We start from the raw sequence: 18,648 nt of genomic DNA, 5'->3' as shown, positions 1-18,648 counted from the left end.
CCCGAAATTTCAAGTCTACTTATCGCCCTCATTCATGGCAAAGCCGGGAAAGTCACTTTAAAGTCATATCAGAACATGAATTTTCGGATACAAATTACACTGCGCTTTGTTTACGCCACAGCGTGAACGTTATGTGTGCGAATGAGACTGTAAAAGTCGTCTTCAACAGAGAAGGGAATAAATATGGATCAATTGTTGCTCGTCGTTGGGTTATCGATTTTGGGATTACTCGGAACAATTCACTTGTTTTATACGTTTTTCACAGAAAAATTTACGCCATTTGATGCGTCAGTCACTGAGGCAATGAAAGCGACATCACCACGTTTAACAAAGGAAACGACGGTTTGGAGAGCATGGGTAGGGTTTAATGCCAGTCACAGCTTAGGCGTTATGTTTTTCGCTGCTGTCTATATATCACTCGCGACTTACCATTTTGAAGTCGTGAAAAGTTCACTTTGGTTGTCTGTCTTACCAGTCATCGTTGGTTTTGCTTATTTGATTTTAGCTTACAAATACTGGTTTAAAATCCCTTTCATTGGCGTAATCATGTCGCTCTGTTGTTTCATGTTTTCGGCTTGGCTGATCAATATGTAACTCATTTAAAGTGGACACAGGCAAAACATCGACAACCGCCCCAAAAAGCAATTTTGGATGCCATGATCTCTTGTGCCTGTCAGTTCCGCTAAGAGATGAAATCCATGTCATCGTGATGAGTTATCAGGAAATCAATCATGGATCACAACGGATTCAATCAATTCTGTCGCTCTTTCCCAGCAACAACGTATGTGGTTCAGTGGGGGAATTCCCATGTCTGGAAAGTTGGGGGGAAGGTTTTCGCGATTGGAACTCAGAGCAAAAGCGGCGAGCCTGCATTTACCTTCAAAACCTCGGATTTAAACTTTGAATTCTTGCGGGTGTCAGAGGGGTATATTCCTGCGCCTTACTTTGCCAATCGTGGCATGAAGTGGATTCAACAAGTCGAAACTTCAGGCCCATTGGATGAAGATTTAAAATATTATTTATCAGAGTCTTATCGTATTGTGGCACTCGGTTTGAGTCAGCGAAAACAAAAAGAACTGGGTATACAGAACCTCAACCCTTAACTTTGCTTCTCACAGTGGATACAGAAACTGTGCTGGATTCAATCCATACCATAACAGATTGCGACATGGTGGCCGCCAAGGGCTTAGAATCAGACGACCAAAGTGTGAAAAGCCTGATGAAGTGGAGCCCATGTCATTTGTTATGTGGCATTCAACAGACAGATATCGGAGTTAGCGTCATGATTGAAGAAAGAACACTACGCACATCAAGAGTTTTGCCATTTTCGCCGAAAGAAATTTATGGTGCTTTTGCATCGGCTGATTTACTGGCATCGTGGTGGGGCCCCGAAGGCTTTTCTAACACTTTTGAAATTTTTGAATTTACGACGGGCGGACGGTGGAAGTTTGTGATGCACGGCCCTGACGGAAAAAGCTATCTTAATGAAAGTTTCTTCAAGGAGCTTGTACCAGATTCCAGAATCGTCATACATCACGATTGCCCTCCAAACTTCAGGCTGACGATTGAACTCACGCCTGAAAAAGAGGGGACAGATTTAATCTGGGAGCAAGTTTTTGAAGACGCCGAAACAGCACAAGCTGTCAAACAAAGGGCTGGCACAGCAAACGAGCAAAACATTGATCGTTTGATCGCCGCACTCAGCAAAGCTGCCCATGGCGCATGACAAGCTCACGTATGACAGCCAGATTATCGGTGTGTTTTGTCTGTATATGACAAGGGTGTAATGAGCCGGTGCCCAGAGAATGAGTATGTTTAAGAAACTATTTGCTGAAAAGAAAGGTTCAAAGAAAGTCTTCATTATTCCTTTCCATGTAAAGCCACTTGAAAACTCGATAATGCCTCCAGATTTGTGTGGTGCGTATGTAAGCTGTTATGCAGCTGGTGAAACATATATTGATGCGACGAAGAGTGCGCTTCGAAAACTGGCGGACGATGGTTTACACCCTGAAGAAATTCTTCAGCCAATCCAAGAGATGCAAGTGTCTGATTGGACAGTTCATATAAATGACTTATGGGAAGCATATGTAAGTGACCTGCCTGGTCAAAGCGATTTTGAAAAAAAGTATTGCTTCTGGCAAGGTGGTCTATGGGCCATTTGGTTCATACAATTCAGAGTAGCCAATGCAGCATAGACAGCATCACCTTCGAGCTGAACACGTATCCTTGTGTCCCAGCTAGGAGCGTTTTGTGAATATTAAATTAATCTATTCGGTAAGGTTGTTGTGAGTGGACTAAAACATTTAACCTCACTTGGTTACTTTTTAGAAGCATATTTATATCAGCATGCGCTTGATGGAGCTTCTCTGGAAGAGGTTGTTTGTGATTTTGTCAGTTCGGAGACGAAAGAATTAACAACTAACTTGTATATGGAACTTGAAACAGCAGCTCTCTCTAAACCTGGAATAAAAGACCTTATTGAGATGGGGTCTTACTACGGCCCAGGGCCAGAGCAAGATGTTTGTCGTTGGTTAGAATACATCCGAGGATTGATTGCAACGCAACTTCAGTAGTGATGCATCGTATGATTCAATGTTTCAGTGAGTGATAAGCAGGGAAGCACGAATGATAGAAACAAAGAGATTGTTACTCCGACAGTTTGAGCCAACCGACAGAGAATATACAATTGCGTTACTAAAAAATCCTGAATTTATGGTGTATTCACCCACAGGAGCGATGACAAATGAGCAGGCAGAATGCCAGTTTCAGAAATTGCTCACCGCTTATGAACAATTTGGTGTTGGAAAATTGGCATTGGTTGAAAAGCTGTCAGGCGAACTCATTGGTTATTGTGGGATTGAGACATTTCAGCATCAAGGGAACGATGTCGTAGAACTCGGTTATCGGATAAGGACACAATCGAGGGGAAAAGGGTATGCATTTGAAGCCAGTACAGCAGTTTTGAGTTACGCAAAGCAAATGGGTTGTCCAAGTGTGTGGGCTTTGACGGAATCCGAAAATGCCCCATCAATACATATATTGTTACAGCTTGGTTTTCAACCCCGGGGCTCAGGGCTATTTGAGAACATGCCCGTAAATTACTTTGAAAAGTGTCTTTAAAAAAATAGTAAGAGTAAAACTGGAATTCATGGTATTTCCTGTTTCAAAAAACCACATTGTTGATGGTTTTTTCGGTTCCGTTCGGTGATAAAGTCAGTTCACCATTTAGACAGCCATCATATTTTATAGATCAGGAGACGATTTTGAAAAAAGACGTTATTTTTTGTCTCAGTATATTCGTTGCAGGTTGTAACTCGTCCACTTCAAGCAAAGATGCTTTTCAAAAAGAATGGCAAGCCAAAAACATTCAATCCTATAGCTTCGAGTATAAAGAAACAGGGTTTACACCCATAGCAGGCGATGCTTGGGAAATTCAAGTCGCTGATGGTGAAGTTATTTATGTAAATTATACGGGAACTGGAACTCCTGAAGCTGTGCTGAGTGCAGAAACAGCACCAACTATTGATGAGCTATTTACAAGAATGAAAGAGTGCAAGGCAAAACCAGAATGCGACATTACTTTAGTGGAATATGAGAAAATTAACGCTTACCCAATTAAATATAATGAATCGTATGGAAGCGAAGGGGCTGGGTTTGAAGTATTCAATTTTGTTGTGCAATAAGTAACAACGCACATCATGTGTTGTCAGTCTCTGGGCGTGGAGTGATAACAAAGCAGGTCAATACTAAGCCATCATATTAAGAACGTCTGTCGATTTGTCCTTTTCTCATTCGACTATGGTCTGTTACCGGCAATCGTTCAGGAGGAACAGCATGACACACATCATCACTGCATTTGAACAGCCACTCGATCGTGGTCAAGGGCTGGCGCGTGATACGCGTGTGCGTTGGGCGTTTGAGGAAGTGGGTCAACCTTACGAAGTTCGCCTTTTATCATTACGCGCGATGAAAGAACCTGAACATCTGATGCTGCATCCTTTTGGCCAGATCCCGACCTATGAGGAAGGCGATCTGACCTTGTTTGAGTCTGGCGCCATTGTCTTGCATATCGCCGAGCGTCATGAAGGTTTGTTGCCGGAAAATCCCAATGCGCGTGCGAGGGCGATCATGTGGATGTTTGCAGCGCTGAATACCGTGGAGCCGCCGATACTTGAACTCGTAACGGCCAGGCTGCTGGAGAGCGACAAGCCCTGGACCAGAGAGCGTTTGCCGCTGGTTGAGAAACGCATTCGCAATTGCCTGGATCAGCTTTCTGCATCTTTGGGTGATGCAGCGTGGCTGGAGGATGGATTCAGCGCCGGAGACTTGCTGATGATCTCTGTGTTACTGAGGCTGAAATCATCGGGCATGCTGGAGGAATATCCGAACCTGTCAGCTTATGTTGACCGTGGTGAGGCTCGTCCTGCATATCAGCGCGCTTTTGCAGCGCAGCTCGCTGTTTACAAGAACAGATTACAGCACTGATAAGTTGCTTGTCATGAACGAACATGCTGGCTGTGCGCAGGTCAATACAGCTCAGTCCTTTTTACGTATTTCGCTGTGACAGGCCGTGTATAGGGTGTTCACTGAACACAATGAAAAGGATATAGGAGATGAAATGAAAACGATTGGTCTTTTAGGTGGAATGAGCTGGGAATCCACGGCCAGTTATTACCGGCTGATCAATGAAGCGGTGCAATCAAGACTTGGCGGTTTACATTCAGCAAAAATCTGTCTTTATAGTGTCAACTTCCAGGAAATTGAAAAACTACAGCATGAAGGGAATTGGTCTGAAACAGCAAAAATTCTTTCTCAGGCAGCAAAGTCTGTGGAATCAGGTGGTGCTGATTTTCTGATGATTTGCACGAATACCATGCACAAAGTTGTTCCTGAAATTGAATCTGAAATATCGATCCCTATTTTTCATATTGCTGATGCAACGGCTCAGTTATTAAAACAGAATCATGTGGCTAAAGTAGGTTTATTGGGCACTCGCTTTACAATGGCGCAAGATTTTTACAAAGGACGTTTACCGGAAAAATTTGGCATTCAGGTTATTGTTCCTGATGCAGATGAGCAAGATGTTATCCATGACGTGATTTACAACGAGTTATGTCAAGGGATCATCAGCGAACAATCCAAAATTCAATATTTAGATATTATCAATCAGCTTCATGCCCGTGGCGCTGAGGCTGTTATTTTAGGGTGTACTGAAATTTCTCTTTTGGTTCAGCAAAGCGACACAAAAGTAACCCTGTATGACACAACAGAAATTCATGCGAATCAGGGGGTCGAGTTCGCTTTATCAGATAGCGGAATATAATAAGCGGATGACGGTGCACGGCTCATGCTAGGCAATGTTGATGCAAAGTAGGTAGTGTCGATACAAAATTGAGTTTTCGTATTGATAGCGCTATGTTTTGTTGTCACGTGTTGGCCTTTCACCAAGCGTTCGTTTTTAGGAGTTATGATGAGACGTGAAAAAGCATTTCAGGATCAGGTCCCCAATAACCATTGTTTTGGCTGTGGTCCAAACAATACACTTGGTTTGCAAATCAAAAGTTATTGGATAGGAGAAGATAAATCGGCCTGTACGTTTGTCCCCGCGCCACACCACAGCGCGGGCCCTACGCAGTTCTTAAATGGCGGAATAATTTCAACCATTATTGATTGCCATTGTATATGCACGGCAATTGCGAAAGGGTATCAGCAACTCAACCGGGAGATTGGCAGTGGAGAAGCTGTGTGGTATGCGACAGGAAAATTGGAAGTGAGCTATTTTAAACCCGTACGAATTGACCAAGAGGTTGAATTAGTCGCTGTGATTGAAAGTCTGAGTGAGCATAAGACGACGTTAAGTTGTGACCTTTACTCAGAGAATGAACTTTGTTGTCAGGGGCAGGTGACTGCGGTCAAAGTATCAAATCGCTGGTTCGAGGATGTCAGTTAGATTTCAATTGACTGCGTCTTGAAGGAGGAGATGCTTATGACACATTACAGGCGCTTGGTTTGTGCGTGCTTTTCATCTTCACCGAATGTTTAACAGAAAGGTTTGACTGCAGAAGGATTCGCCATGTTTGGACGGTTTTTAAAAAACAGGAAAATAAAAAGCTACGCAAAAAGATTGCCTCGAGATTTAAAGAAGCGATACGGGAAAAAGAAACATTATTCCAAATCTCAGGTTGATCGTGCCTTAATCAGGCAGAGGTTACGTCATTCAAGTGGAAATATCACACCCAATGACTACTACGCTTATGCCATGTATTGTTCTCCCCGGGAATTCTCTCAAATCTGTCATTCAACTGATACAAATCATGATTATCACCAAATGAGACGAGAAATTTCTGAAGTTGTCTTTGGTGGACAATCGGAATTTACCTTCAGCTCACTGGAAACCGAATATGGTTCTGGTGGCAGTTATGATGGAGGCAGTTATGATGGCGGCGGAGATTTTGGTGGTGGTGGTTGTTCTGGCGGCGGTGATTAAGACCAATCTCACAACAGCAATTTTAAATTTGTCCGCTCAGTTCTGTTTCCGGCTTAAATCCCGCGCCAGGACCATGGCAAGGCCAATGATTTGCAGAAAAAGCGCCAGGTTTCTCAGGCCGGAGATATCAGACATCAGCCCGGTATATTGCTCCCCGAGGGTGAGGTTCTCGATATACAGCTGATTGATTTTCTCCCTGAGTTGTTCCTGTTCGCGGTTCATGGCGGTCATGATGTCGGGCAGGGCGTCCAGCGTCAGGGTCTCAAACCGCATTGTTTGCCAGGCGTGGAGTTCCCGGAGTAACTCATTTTGTACCGCTTCAGGCAGCTGTGTTTGGCTGGACTGACTCAGCGTCAGCAGCGAAAGGGTGACTTCCCGTTTCCGCTCGATTGATTCAATCTGCTGCCAGGTCAGACTGATCAGTTTGTCATTGCTACTTTGCTGCTGGAGTAGCTGGCCTGCATCCATGGTGGCGGTATCAATGTAGAAATTGGTCATTAACGCCGAAATGATATTGAGCAATAACCCGATAGCAACCACCAGCCATGTTGGGATAGACCATGTTCGCATGCGCCGGCTCCGTTGAAACTTCCTGTTGAGTATGACCGTCTTGTCCCGGTGAGATGGCCAGCGATTGTCGCAATCATAAGACAAACGGGAATAAACGGTGTGTGTGGTACTTTTGTGTTTGACCTTTTTTATCCGTCACATATTTTTGATATAGATTGTTCCATCAATATTGACCTTCCCCTTAGGGAAAGCTTTATGGTGGCCGGGATTGTAAATTGAAGGCTGGTTATGCGTCGGAAATCTGTTCGGACAATGTGGATTGCTGTGTTGACTGCGCTGGCACTGGTTGTGTCCGGTGTGGCGAACAGTACGTCCGTGATGACGTTCAGCATGATCCGTGACGTCATGAACAATGACGCCATGATCAGTGACAGCATGTCTGCTGACCACAATCCCTGTGCGCAAATGTCCCACAACAGCCATGCCGATCATCAAAGTGTTGCGCAGCAGCCTGAAGCCGGCTGTTCGCATGATCAGAGCATGCATACCTGCTGCACCGCTGCCTGCGGGACAGCCATGGTCCTGCCTTCGTACCATTCATTTTCTTCCCTCCAGAGCCGGTTCGCGGTGCGGCCTGCGGAGCCTGTTGTTGCTGCGGTGCATACGGCTCAGTCATTGTTCCGCCCTCCGATCGCTTAAATCCACGTTTTGTACGTCGTGTCACCGTGACAGAAGTGCGGTGACTGTTGTTACTCTGCCGTTGAACGGCAGTCACCGTGGATTTCATTGTGAAAAAACAATCGAGCTTACTCGCACTTTCATTGAGTGCGCTCGGGCTGTTTGCGTCGCCGCTGATGGCAGCGGAGACGACAGCACTGCCTGTGAAGGCGGTCTCTCAGCCCGTATCATTACCCACATTCATCGCACTGGCACTCAGCAATGATGCCAGTCAGAAACGCCTTTCCGCGCAGTCTGATGCGTTGCGGGAAACGGCGATTGCCAGTGCTACCCAGATGGACCCGAAACTGAAAGTGGGTGTCGGCGGGTTGCCTGTCGACAGTTTTCAGTTTGACGAAGACCCCATGACCAATATCTCCGTCGGGCTGATGCAACAGTTCGCCCGGGGGGATACCCTGACGCTTGAGGCCCGAAAAGTGCGCCAGCAGGCAGAAGGTGTCGACTGGCAGCGTCAGGTCAGACAGCGCGAAGTCGCGAACAGTCTGACCCAGTTATGGCTGGAGCTGGGCTATCAGCAGCAGGCCGAACGGTTGTTGCGGGAAAACCAGCGGCTGATGTCAGAGCTGGCTGGCTATATTCAGACCAATTATTCGGTGGGTCAGAATGAAGCGCAGGACTTGCTGCAGGCACAGCTTCAGGTCAGCAAACTGGACGACAAAATTCAGGCCAACCAGCAGATGCAGCGCAAGCTGCGTGCCCAGATGTCGGAGTGGCTGGGATCAGCATGGCTCTCAGAAACCACCGCGTTCACTGCCAGTAACAGCCTGAACTGGCAGGATCTGGATACCTTACTGCGTTCTCAGCCGAAGCCGAATCAGTATTATGCACTGCTCTATCAGCATCCGATGGTGAAGGTGGCCGACACCGCCATTGCAGCCAGTGAGACGCAGGCCGACATTGCCGGAGAAGCCTATCAGCCTCAGTTTGGGGTTGAAGTCATGTATGCCTACCGACAGGCAAAAAACATGAAAGGTGAACCGGCATCGGATTTGCTCAGCGCGTATCTCACCGTTGATTTACCTTTGTTTACTGACAATCGACAGGATCGTCAGCATGCCGCGGCCCAGTATCAGATTGGTGCGGCCAAATCACAGAAAGATCTCCTCCTTGCGCAGATGAACGCCAGAGCGAATGCGCTGATTGCCGATCGGGTGAATCTGCAGGAAAGGTTCACCCGCTATCAGTCCCGCTTATTGCCGCAGGCACGAGAACGGACCAAAGCGGTGGAGCGGGGCTATCAGAACAATACCGCGCAATTTAGCGATGTGATTTCCGCAGCCAGTGATGTGCTGGCGCTGGAAATTGAGATGGCCCGTTTAACCACCGACCTGAACCAGACCAGCAGTAATCTGGCATTTTTGCTGGGTGGACCGGCATTGCGGGCGATTGCGCCGTCGCTGATGACCCCTGGTCTCTCAGACTGAATTCGCAAGGAGAGCAACAATGAAAATAATGACAATCACCGTACTGGCACTCCTGATCGGCAGCGGTCTGGGCTATCTGGGCAGCCAGACACTGAATCAGCACGCCATGGCCGTGAATGCCAGCGAGACCAAACAGTCCGGTAAGAAAGAACCCCTGTACTGGGTGGCACCGATGGACCCGAACTACAAGCGTGATCAGCCGGGAAAGTCTCCGATGGGGATGGATCTGATTCCGGTGTACGAAGAGGACGCGGGCAGCACGCAAAACAAGCCGGGTACCGTCCGGATTGATCCGTCGGTTGAAAACAATCTGGGCGTGAAAACAGAGCAGGCCAAGGTGCAGCCGCTGTCCCCCCGGATTGAAACAGTGGGGTATATCGCCTTTGATGAGCGTCATCTGTGGCAGATCAATGTCCGGGTCAGCGGCTGGGTTGAAAAGCTGTATATCAATGCGGTTGGTGAGCAGGTCAAGCAGGGGGATGTGCTGTTCACCCTGTATTCTCCGGCGCTGGTGAAAGCGCAGGAAGAATTGCTCAATGCGTACCGGACCAAGCGGGATGGCCTGATCACAGGGGCGTTTGAACGACTGGTCGCTTTGGGCGTCGATAAAGCACAGATCCGGGAAATTGCCCGCAGCGGGAAAGCGGTTCAGACGGTGAAAATCAAAGCCCCGGCCAATGGGGTGATTGCCACACTGAATGTCCGGGAAGGTGCTTATCTGTCACGGGCACAGGCCGTGATTAGTGCCGGTCCGCTGAATACCGTCTGGGTGGATGCGGAAGTGTTTGAACGTCAGGCGCACTGGATCCGTCAGGGCAGTCAGGCCAGTATGCGGCTGGATGCTATTCCCGGAAAAAGCTGGCAGGGCAAAGTGGACTATGTCTATCCGATCCTCGATCCCAAGACGCGAACACTCAGAATGCGGCTGACCTTCGACAATGCAGCCGGTGCGCTGAAGCCGAATATGTTTGCCAACATTACCCTGGAACCGGTGACCGAGGATGCCGTGCTGACGATCCCGGCTTCTGCGGTGATTCGTTCCGGCGGGATGGCTCGTGTGGTGCTTGCAGAAGGCGAAGGCAAATATCGTTCCGCACGCATTGAGACCGGCCGTGAAGCCAACGGCAGTGTTGAGGTCAGACAGGGACTGACATCGCAGGACCGTGTGGTGACTTCAGCGCATTTCCTGCTGGATTCGGAATCCAGTCAGCGTGCGGATCTGTCGCGGATCAACGGGGTTGAAGCCGCGCAGGAGAGTGTCTGGGCAACCGGAGAAATTACGGAAGTCATGGCCGGGCACCGGATGCTGACCATCAATCACCAGCCGGTCCCCGAATGGAACTGGCCGGGCATGGTGATGAATTTTACCCTGGCAGACACGCTGGAAATGTCGGATCTGAAAGCAGGACAGGCACTGGATTTCGAGATTGCCAAAACCGATGAAGGTCAGTACGAGATCATGGATTACAAGGTGAAGGATCAGGCACTCGCCAGTGAAGTCTGGGTGACGGGTGATATCTCTATGCTGATGGCAGACTTTGGCATGATCACCCTGTCTTATCCGGCTGTTCCGGAGTGGTCGTGGCAACCGGGTGAAATGAACTTCACCGTTGGTGACGACATTGATCTGTCCGCTTTTTCGGAAGGTCAGACCGTCCGGTTTCTGATCGCCCGTGATGGTGGTGAATACACCCTGAGGCAGTTAGAAAAAGCAGGGGGTGAACAATGATCGGGGTTGTGATTCGCTGGTCACTGAAGAATCGTTTTCTGGTGCTGATCGCCACGTTGTTTCTGACATTGGGTGGTTTGTACAGCGTGAAAAATACCCCGGTGGATGCGTTGCCGGATCTGTCGGATGTTCAGGTAATCATCAAAACCAGTTATCCGGGACAGGCACCCCAGGTAGTGGAAGATCAGGTCACGTATCCGCTCACCACAGCCATGCTGGCGGTGCCGGGTGCAGTGACGGTCCGGGGTTATTCCTTCTTCGGCGATTCCTACGTATACATCATTTTCAACGATGATACCGACATGTACTGGGCACGTTCGCGCGTACTGGAGTATCTCAGTCAGGTCGCGCCGAAACTGCCGTCAAACGCCAAACCGACACTCGGTCCGGATGCGACCGGGGTGGGCTGGGTCTATAGCTATGTGCTTCAGGACAAAACCGGTCAGCACGATCTGGCGGAGCTGCGCAGTCTGCAGGATTGGTTCCTGAAGTATGAACTGCAAACCGTGAACGGGGTGTCTGAAGTGGCCACGGTCGGCGGCATGGTGAAGCAGTATCAGGTGCAGATCGATCCGGCCAAGCTGCGTGCTTATGACCTGACGCTTCAGCAGGTAAATCAGGCCATTCAGTTCGGCAACCAGGAAACCGGTGCTTCGGTCATTGAAGTGGCCGAGGCCGAGCATATGGTCAGAACGACCGGTTACCTGACCGGGGTTGACGATCTCAAAGCACTGCCTCTGAAAGTGACGGCGAAAGGCACGCCTTTACTGCTGGGGGATATTGCTGACATCAATATCGGCCCGCAGATGCGGCGGGGGATCTCCGAGCTGAATGGCGAAGGGGAAGCCGTCGGGGGCGTGATTGTGATGCGCTACGGCGAAAACGCCAGTCAGGTGATTGATGCGGTGAAAGCCAAGCTGGCCGAACTTCAGCGCAGCCTGCCGGACGGGGTTGAGATTGTGTCGACTTACGATCGGTCCACGCTGATCAATGCCGCCGTTGAGAACTTATGGAAGAAACTGGCGGAAGAGTTCATCGTGGTCGCCATTGTCTGTGCACTCTTCCTGTTCCATATCCGCTCATCACTGGTGATTGCGCTCAGTCTGCCGGTCGGCATTCTGGCTGCTTTCGTGGTGATGCACTGGCAGGGGATCAACGCCAATATTATGTCACTGGGCGGGATTGCGATTGCCATTGGTGCCATGGTGGATGGCGCGATCGTGATGATTGAGAACGTGCACAAGCACATTGAGCGAACGCCGCTCACGGACAAAAACCGCTGGCAGGTGATCGGGAAAGCGGCCGAGGAAGTCGGTGCGCCGCTGTTCTTCTCGCTGCTGATCATCACCCTGAGCTTTGTGCCGGTGTTTGCGCTGGAAGGGCAGGAAGGCAAGATGTTTTCGCCACTGGCTTTCACCAAAACCTACGCCATGGCCGCCGCGGCCGGTCTGGCGATTACGCTGGTGCCGGTGCTCATGGGCTACTTCATTCGCGGCCATGTGCTGCCCGAGCACAAGAACCCGGTGAACCGCGGGCTGGTGGCTTTGTATCGTCCGTTGCTCAACCTCAGCCTGAACTACCCGAAATCGGTGCTTGTGGTGGCACTGGTGTTGTTAGCCTCGGCTTATTACCCGGTGTCAAAACTGGGCAGTGAGTTTATTCCGCCGCTGGATGAAGGCGACCTGATGTACATGCCGACCACCTATCCGGGGATCTCCGTGGGGAAGGCGCGCGAATTGCTTCAGCAGACCAATAAGCTGATCAAAACCGTGCCGGAAGTGGACACCGTGTGGGGCAAAATCGGCCGTGCTGAAACTGCGACCGATCCGGCACCGCTCACCATGATCGAAACTGTGATTCAGCTGAAACCCCGGGATCAGTGGCGGGAAGGTGTGACCACAGATTCTTTGCGGAAAGAGTTCGATGCGCTGGTCCAGTTTCCGGGCCTGACCAATGCCTGGGTGATGCCGATCAAAACCCGGATTGATATGCTGGCGACGGGGATCAAAACCCCCATCGGGATCAAAATCGCCGGACCGGATCTGAAGACCATTGAAAAGATCGGTGCTCAGATTGAACCAATCCTCAACCGGATTCCGGGCACGGCATCGGTGTACGCCGAGCGTGTGGCCGGTGGCCGTTATGTCACGCTGGATATCAAACGCCGACAGGCGGCCCGGTACGGCCTGAACATCCGGGATGTTCAGCAAGTGATCGCGTCGGCTGTCGGCGGGATGAATGTCGGAGAAACCATTGAAGGGCTGGAACGGTATCCGATCAACGTCCGGTATCCGCAGGATTATCGTGACTCTGTCGTCAAATTGCAGAACCTGCCGTTGGTGACGCCGAACGGCGCCCGTATTGCACTGGCGGATGTGGCGGATATCCGTTACGAAGACGGCCCGCCGATGATCAAAACCGAGAATGCACGGCCAAATGGCTGGGTGTTCGTCGATATCGAAGGCCGTGACTTGGGCTCCTACGTTGCCGATGCCCGGCAAGTGGTGGCGGAGGAACTGTCGCTGCCCGCCGGTTACTCACTAACCTGGTCCGGGCAATATGAATATATGGAACGGGCCAAAGCCCGGCTGAGTGTGGTCACGCCGATCACTTTGATGATCATCGTGCTGCTGCTGTATTTCAGCTTCCGGCGCTTCGGTGAAGTGCTGGTCATTATGGCGACGCTGCCGTTAGCGATGGTCGGCGGTGTCTGGCTGATGTATGTCCTGCACTACAACTTCTCTATTGCGGTCGGCGTCGGCTTTATCGCGCTGGCCGGGGTTGCGGTCGAAATTGGCGTGATCATGCTGGTGTACCTCAATCAGGCCTGGTATGGCCGCAAGCTGGAGGCAGAAGAAACACAGCAATCGTTGCAGCCGGAAGATTTGACCGATGCCATCCGCGAAGGCGCTGGATTGCGGGTTCGCCCGGTGATGATGACCGTCAGTACCGTCATTATTGGTCTGGTCCCCATCATGTACGGTTCCGGCACCGGCTCGGAAGTGATGCAGCGCATTGCTGCCCCGATGATTGGCGGCATGGCGTCGGCCCTGATACTGACCCTACTGGTGATTCCGGCCATATTCAAACTCTGGAAACGCAGAGAAATTCAAACCCAAAACTAAACGTTCGAACCGGTTTCTTCTGTGAGCAGAAGCTGGATTGAATCCAATACAACGAAGCAAGATAAGCAACTCAGACGTGTAAATTAAAAAGGAAAACAGAATGAATCATTCAATGAAAAAGACAGCACTAGTATTGCTCATGTCGTTGAGCGCAACCCCGGTTCTGGCGGATGGGAAAGCCCACGGCAGCATGGGTCATTCCCAAATGGGGCATGCACAAATGGATAATGCTAAAATGGATCACTCGATGATGAATATGGAAGGCATGACTGCCGTCGGTATGCCGGCCAAAGGCGCAAAGCCAGACAAAGTGGTGTATGTTCTGCTGTCGGATGACATGAAAATCCGTTTCAAGAAAGAAGTGAACATCGAACCCAATGACGTTGTGCAGTTTGTGGTGATGAACACCGGCAAAATTGACCATGAATTCTCCATTGGCTCGATGGAAGAACAACTCAAACACCGCGAGATGATGCGCAAAATGACCTCTGGTCACGACCACGACAGCGGCTCGACCGTGACCGTCAAACCGGGCAAAGCCAAGGAACTGCTCTGGCACTTCCACGGTGAACCGAACGTTGAATTCGCCTGCAACATCCCCGGCCACGCCGAAGCTGGTATGGTGAAAAGCGTGGTGGTGCAGTAAGCCACACATAATCCACCGATGATACAGACAAAGGAGGCATGGCCTCCTTTTTTTCGCCGCAGAACTTGCCCCAAAGCACAGATATGCAACCTGCAATTTATCTTTTAATAAAACCTGTCCCATAACTGAATAGGATGGCTGCGGCAGAATAGCTCAACTTTAGTGTTAAGGGCGGTAGCGTGGGTTAAAGGGATCAACAGCTGATGGTTCAATGTCGCTGAATTGGGGTGTTTTACCGGATGGTTATAAAAGTTCATAAAAACAGATAGTTATGATTATGGGCTGAAATGAGATACACGACATGATGTCGTTTATTTGATTGAGTTGGTGATGCGATAATCTTGGCTATATCTTTATTTATCAGTTGCTTATGCTTATTTTGGTTTGTGAGGATATATGACAGGGTTATACGATATGATGTCGTTGAATAAAATGTCAGGTGAGTCGGCAGAAAGCTCTTTGGAAAAATATAAAGGAGGAAAGATGACCAATTTCGTTTCAAAGAATACTCATACAGAACTAATTGATCCTCAAGCACAGCGAGTTGTGGATTTTCTGGAACAAATAGGGCTCCCTGCTGACAACATCATTGCGGAACAATCGGAACGTTCTATTATTGGGCAAAACCTTCCTACTTATATCGAATCTTTACCACCTGAAATTAAAAGAGATGCCCGGTACCTCTCAAAATTCGTAGTGGGCGCTGGATTTGGTCTATTTGATTATTCGCTAAATGCCATTTGGAATGAGGTGGTTTTAGACTTACGAAAAAAAGCTATCACCTATGGGATTGATATATTTTATGATTCGGCAGTAGGAGGTGGCAAAAATAGGGAATTCTACAAAACTGAAGATGACCTTGGTTCATTGAAGGATGCAGTACTACTCGATACTTGCAGAAAATTAGAGCTAATTTCTGATACCACATATAATAAGCTAAAACACATCTTGGAGATGAGAAATGACATTGGGATCTCTCATCCAACCAACTATACAATCAACGCATTTGAGTTACTTGGTTGGTTGCAAACCTGCATACAGGACGTACTGAACGATCGTCCTACCGAGGCAGCATTACAAGTCCAAGCTTTCATAAGGAATCTAAAGTCCCACAATGCACCAATTGATTCCGCTACGCAGCGGCAGATTGAATCAAAAATCTCTGAATTACCAAGTCATCATCTTGCGAGCATTCTTAGAACTACTTTCGGAATTTATGTTGCTCCAGAAACAGACCCGCAAGTCAGAAAAAACATATCCGTAATATCGCCAACTATATGGGCTAATTGCTTAGATGAACCAAAGTATAAACTGGGGATAATTCTAGAAGGTTACAATACTAATCTCCACCGTGAAAAATACGAGTTAGGAGAGCAGTTTTTTCAGGTTGTCGGCGGGAATCCATTTAGATCTCCCAATGAGCGAGCCATCAATGTAGACACATTACTTGATAAACTGCTTGAAAAGCACAATGGTTGGGATAATTTCCATCACGAGGCACCTGTTGCAGATTCGGTCGCATCTTATATTCAAGATCAAAATGACATTCTTCCTAATAATGCCGAAAAGCTTGTGAAGGTCATAATGATGTGTCGAATTGGCAGAGGGGTTACTTATTGCAACGGAGTTTCTCCGAGAGGTAAAGATTATTATGATCATGTACTGTCTCAGTTGGGTGACAAGTACGCGCCTCACGCTATGACAGTTCTCACTCATTACGAGATACAGAGAAAGTTAGGGTCTTCTGTTTGTAGAAATCAAGGCAAGCAGGCGTTGGAAATTATTAAACAAAGTGTTGTAAATGCACGACTAATTGAGTGTCTGGATTATTTGATATCAAAAATAGAAGCAAATGGAAAATGTGTCTTGGATAGTGAGTTTAAAAAGCTATCTTCGCAGTACATAAGCTGGTAATCACCTAACAAATTGCTGCACGCGGACACATACTGTTACGCTCCAGTTTACACAAAATCGCTCTCCGTAGTATGTGCCGGAACAAGATTACCGGGACAGACACTCTAAGGTACTTAAGCCGTCTGCCCTAGTAATCAGCATGTGGTGTCTCCAAGGATTTTGGTGCAGAGTTATCTAGTGTAGCAAGTGAAAGAAAGTCTATACCATTCATAATGAGCTATAAGGAGATTATGGTGAATATTCCAGCGCTATTAGTTGAATATTTAATTACAGGGGGATTTTCTATTGTATGGGTGATACCTCTGATTTTTCTATTTGACTTCCAACTAAAACTAGAATATTTCAAGCATTATGCGGTTTTAATAGGCATTCCAATAACCTATGTTTTAGGATTAATGTTGGATATGTTTTGCGGGTTTATTACTTCAAAGTTAAATCTAAAAAGTGATATTAGAAAACAGATTAATGTGTCTTTTGAAAATAAATTTGGTTATTTGCCTGAGTTGGATTTCGCTAAAATATATATCCGTTTGTATAATAATGATCTTGCTAATGAATTTGAAAGAAGCAGCAGCAGAGATCGGATAGCAAGAGGGGTTTGTTTAAATTTGTTTTTATCGTCAATCTTTATTCCGGTCTCATGTTTTAAGACATTTGAAATTGCTATTGCACAATTCATATTAATTATTATGTTAACTTGTTTGTCATTTAAAATATGGCAAGTTTGCGAAATGCGTAGTTATAGGTTTAAGCTTTACGCGTTTAAAACAGTGAAAGAATTAAAAGAAAACAATAACTCTAACGGTTCAAATCAGTCGGGCACTTAACTTTGCCGCTGTTTAGTGCATTATGCATTTTAATAGAATTAAATATCGGTACGGCACTCTGAGGTATTGCACAAATTTGATTCATTAATGCCGCCTGTTCATGACCCAATACTCACGAGTACGATGCTGAAGCAATATCGCTTGTTGAACGCTCGAATTGTTCTGGACGAAGCGCGTTGAAGGACGGGCGACAGCAACACAAAATACTACGGCGTCATTGAGATCATTTTTGGCCCCGGTTCTGAAAGGCGCCACATATTTTGATGCCATGATCTTCGGTATGTGTCCGAGTTTTGCCAACTCCGGGCCCAATCCTGAGAATCGTCGGATGATAGCCAATGGAATATTGGTAAAAATTTCAAGGATTTTAGAACGCGTGATTGTTTAGTGGATCAACATCTTGCCTTGATGATCCTCGCCGTGGATACTGAAGCGATGTTTGGCTCAATCAATGCCATCAACAGATTTTGACATGGAGACCTTCGATGATTACTGAGTCAGACATTTCCAAATGTGGCAAAGCCTGATGCGGGGAGTCCATGTCATTCGTTAGCTTTCAACAACGGAGATCCTTTTGTGACCGTAGAAGTAATCAAAGATTCAGCAACAATTTTAAAAACAATCATTAAATATAAGTTTAGAGTTACTGCTGTACTGGTCATAGGAGTATTAACTCTTTTAGGCTATTGGATTACGGGCTTCCTTATTGACGGAGATTATTTTAGTAAGTATGAGAATCTAGATCCGTTTGCTAAAGAGTTGTTATCAATCGAAGGTTGGTGGCTTGAAACTCTCATTGGGGGTTGTGTACCAATGTTTCTTGTTTTTGGCATTCAGTTTTATCTGCTTAAGTTTGATCTAGAACCGGAAAAAAGGGATTTTATTTTTTCTGCACTTCCGTTTATACCAAAGCTAAAGTGGTTCACGAACAAACCAATTATTTTTATGCTCGGCACAAGCTCTATATTTTTAGGTATGGTTTTGTATCTTGGCATTGAAGGGAATTTCAGATACTTAGCAGCGTTACTCATTCCGGGATTAATGTTTTTATTTACGTTTATGTTGAGAATGGCGTCATCACAAATCTCATCCGGGAAAGGTCTCTCTAAATTTACTCATGATCATTGTGTACATATTGGTTGGTTTTGTAGTGCTCTAGCCTTAGCTTGTTGGGTGTATGCTGATGTTCTTTTACCATTTAATGATGTGTTGCAACTATGGGGTGAGCTCAATAAAAGCTAACAAGGC

The 18,648-nt window shown here is 47.5% G+C and carries 20 protein-coding genes; 19 read left to right on the top strand and 1 reads right to left on the bottom strand.

Annotation, left to right across the window (positions count from 1 at the left end; genetic code table 11):
- Positions 1-183 precede the first annotated feature (183 nt).
- The 11 genes from ACYP03_RS14130 (at position 184) to ACYP03_RS14080 (ending at position 6,487) form a co-directional block, all read left to right on the top strand.
- A complete protein-coding gene (locus ACYP03_RS14130) occupies positions 184-594 on the top strand; it encodes an LIC_13387 family protein (RefSeq protein ID WP_248140550.1) in 411 nt (136 codons plus the stop codon).
- A 137-nt stretch (positions 595-731) separates the two neighbouring features.
- Positions 732-1,103, top strand: a complete 372-nt coding sequence (locus tag ACYP03_RS14125) for an MmcQ/YjbR family DNA-binding protein (protein ID WP_459780528.1) — start codon at positions 732-734, stop codon at positions 1,101-1,103.
- 65 nt (positions 1,104-1,168) lie between these two features.
- On the top strand, positions 1,169-1,726 hold the full coding sequence (locus tag ACYP03_RS14120; RefSeq protein WP_459780526.1) for an SRPBCC domain-containing protein: 558 nt from the start codon (positions 1,169-1,171) through the stop codon (positions 1,724-1,726).
- An 85-nt stretch (positions 1,727-1,811) separates the two neighbouring features.
- The gene (locus tag ACYP03_RS14115; RefSeq protein ID WP_459780524.1) at positions 1,812-2,195 is read left to right on the top strand and encodes a hypothetical protein; all 384 of its coding nucleotides are present in this window, start codon (positions 1,812-1,814) and stop codon (positions 2,193-2,195) included.
- 90 nt (positions 2,196-2,285) lie between these two features.
- Positions 2,286-2,573 (top strand): contact-dependent growth inhibition system immunity protein, encoded by a 288-nt coding sequence (locus tag ACYP03_RS14110; RefSeq protein WP_248140546.1) that lies wholly within the window; start codon positions 2,286-2,288, stop codon positions 2,571-2,573.
- 52 nt (positions 2,574-2,625) lie between these two features.
- On the top strand, positions 2,626-3,120 hold the full coding sequence (locus tag ACYP03_RS14105; protein WP_459780522.1) for a GNAT family N-acetyltransferase: 495 nt from the start codon (positions 2,626-2,628) through the stop codon (positions 3,118-3,120).
- Between the two features lie 143 nt (positions 3,121-3,263).
- Positions 3,264-3,683, top strand: a complete 420-nt coding sequence (locus tag ACYP03_RS14100; RefSeq protein WP_459780520.1) for a DUF6174 domain-containing protein — start codon at positions 3,264-3,266, stop codon at positions 3,681-3,683.
- A 151-nt stretch (positions 3,684-3,834) separates the two neighbouring features.
- Entirely contained in the window at positions 3,835-4,485 is a 651-nt protein-coding gene (locus ACYP03_RS14095) for a glutathione S-transferase family protein (protein ID WP_459780518.1), read from the top strand.
- Positions 4,486-4,618: 133 nt separating this feature from the next.
- A complete protein-coding gene (locus tag ACYP03_RS14090) occupies positions 4,619-5,323 on the top strand; it encodes an aspartate/glutamate racemase family protein (RefSeq protein ID WP_459780516.1) in 705 nt (234 codons plus the stop codon).
- 147 nt (positions 5,324-5,470) lie between these two features.
- Positions 5,471-5,950 (top strand): PaaI family thioesterase, encoded by a 480-nt coding sequence (locus tag ACYP03_RS14085; protein ID WP_459780514.1) that lies wholly within the window; start codon positions 5,471-5,473, stop codon positions 5,948-5,950.
- A gap of 123 nt (positions 5,951-6,073) precedes the next feature.
- Positions 6,074-6,487 (top strand): DUF6559 family protein, encoded by a 414-nt coding sequence (locus ACYP03_RS14080; protein WP_248140541.1) that lies wholly within the window; start codon positions 6,074-6,076, stop codon positions 6,485-6,487.
- A 36-nt stretch (positions 6,488-6,523) separates the two neighbouring features.
- On the opposite strand, the gene ACYP03_RS14075 is transcribed toward ACYP03_RS14080, so the two are convergent.
- The gene (locus tag ACYP03_RS14075) at positions 6,524-7,057 is read right to left on the bottom strand and encodes a hypothetical protein (protein WP_459780512.1); all 534 of its coding nucleotides are present in this window, start codon (positions 7,055-7,057) and stop codon (positions 6,524-6,526) included.
- Between the two features lie 228 nt (positions 7,058-7,285).
- Here ACYP03_RS14075 and ACYP03_RS14070 point away from each other — a divergent pair, with 228 nt between their 5' ends.
- From ACYP03_RS14070 to ACYP03_RS14035, 8 genes are all read left to right on the top strand, one after another.
- Positions 7,286-7,696: a hypothetical protein gene (locus ACYP03_RS14070; protein WP_330959324.1), complete on the top strand. Its 411-nt coding sequence runs from the start codon at positions 7,286-7,288 to the stop codon at positions 7,694-7,696.
- A gap of 155 nt (positions 7,697-7,851) precedes the next feature.
- The gene (locus ACYP03_RS14065) at positions 7,852-9,159 is read left to right on the top strand and encodes a TolC family protein (protein ID WP_459780573.1); all 1,308 of its coding nucleotides are present in this window, start codon (positions 7,852-7,854) and stop codon (positions 9,157-9,159) included.
- 19 nt (positions 9,160-9,178) lie between these two features.
- Positions 9,179-10,888 (top strand): efflux RND transporter periplasmic adaptor subunit, encoded by a 1,710-nt coding sequence (locus ACYP03_RS14060; protein ID WP_459780510.1) that lies wholly within the window; start codon positions 9,179-9,181, stop codon positions 10,886-10,888.
- On the top strand, positions 10,885-14,013 hold the full coding sequence (locus ACYP03_RS14055; protein ID WP_459780508.1) for an efflux RND transporter permease subunit: 3,129 nt from the start codon (positions 10,885-10,887) through the stop codon (positions 14,011-14,013). The genes ACYP03_RS14060 and ACYP03_RS14055 overlap by 4 nt, the downstream gene beginning before the upstream one ends.
- A gap of 112 nt (positions 14,014-14,125) precedes the next feature.
- The gene (gene copI, locus ACYP03_RS14050) at positions 14,126-14,659 is read left to right on the top strand and encodes a copper-resistant cuproprotein CopI (RefSeq protein ID WP_459780506.1); all 534 of its coding nucleotides are present in this window, start codon (positions 14,126-14,128) and stop codon (positions 14,657-14,659) included.
- A 396-nt stretch (positions 14,660-15,055) separates the two neighbouring features.
- Positions 15,056-16,573 carry a hypothetical protein gene (locus ACYP03_RS14045; protein WP_459780505.1) on the top strand — a complete coding sequence of 506 codons (1,518 nt, stop codon included), beginning with the start codon at positions 15,056-15,058 and terminating at the stop codon, positions 16,571-16,573.
- A 233-nt stretch (positions 16,574-16,806) separates the two neighbouring features.
- The gene (locus ACYP03_RS14040) at positions 16,807-17,400 is read left to right on the top strand and encodes a hypothetical protein (protein ID WP_459780503.1); all 594 of its coding nucleotides are present in this window, start codon (positions 16,807-16,809) and stop codon (positions 17,398-17,400) included.
- A gap of 576 nt (positions 17,401-17,976) precedes the next feature.
- A complete protein-coding gene (locus ACYP03_RS14035) occupies positions 17,977-18,642 on the top strand; it encodes a hypothetical protein (protein ID WP_459780501.1) in 666 nt (221 codons plus the stop codon).
- Positions 18,643-18,648: the final 6 nt, after the last annotated feature.

This window comes from Photobacterium sp. R1 (assembly GCF_054600795.1).
This window is presented reverse-complemented; position numbering and strand designations above follow the sequence as displayed.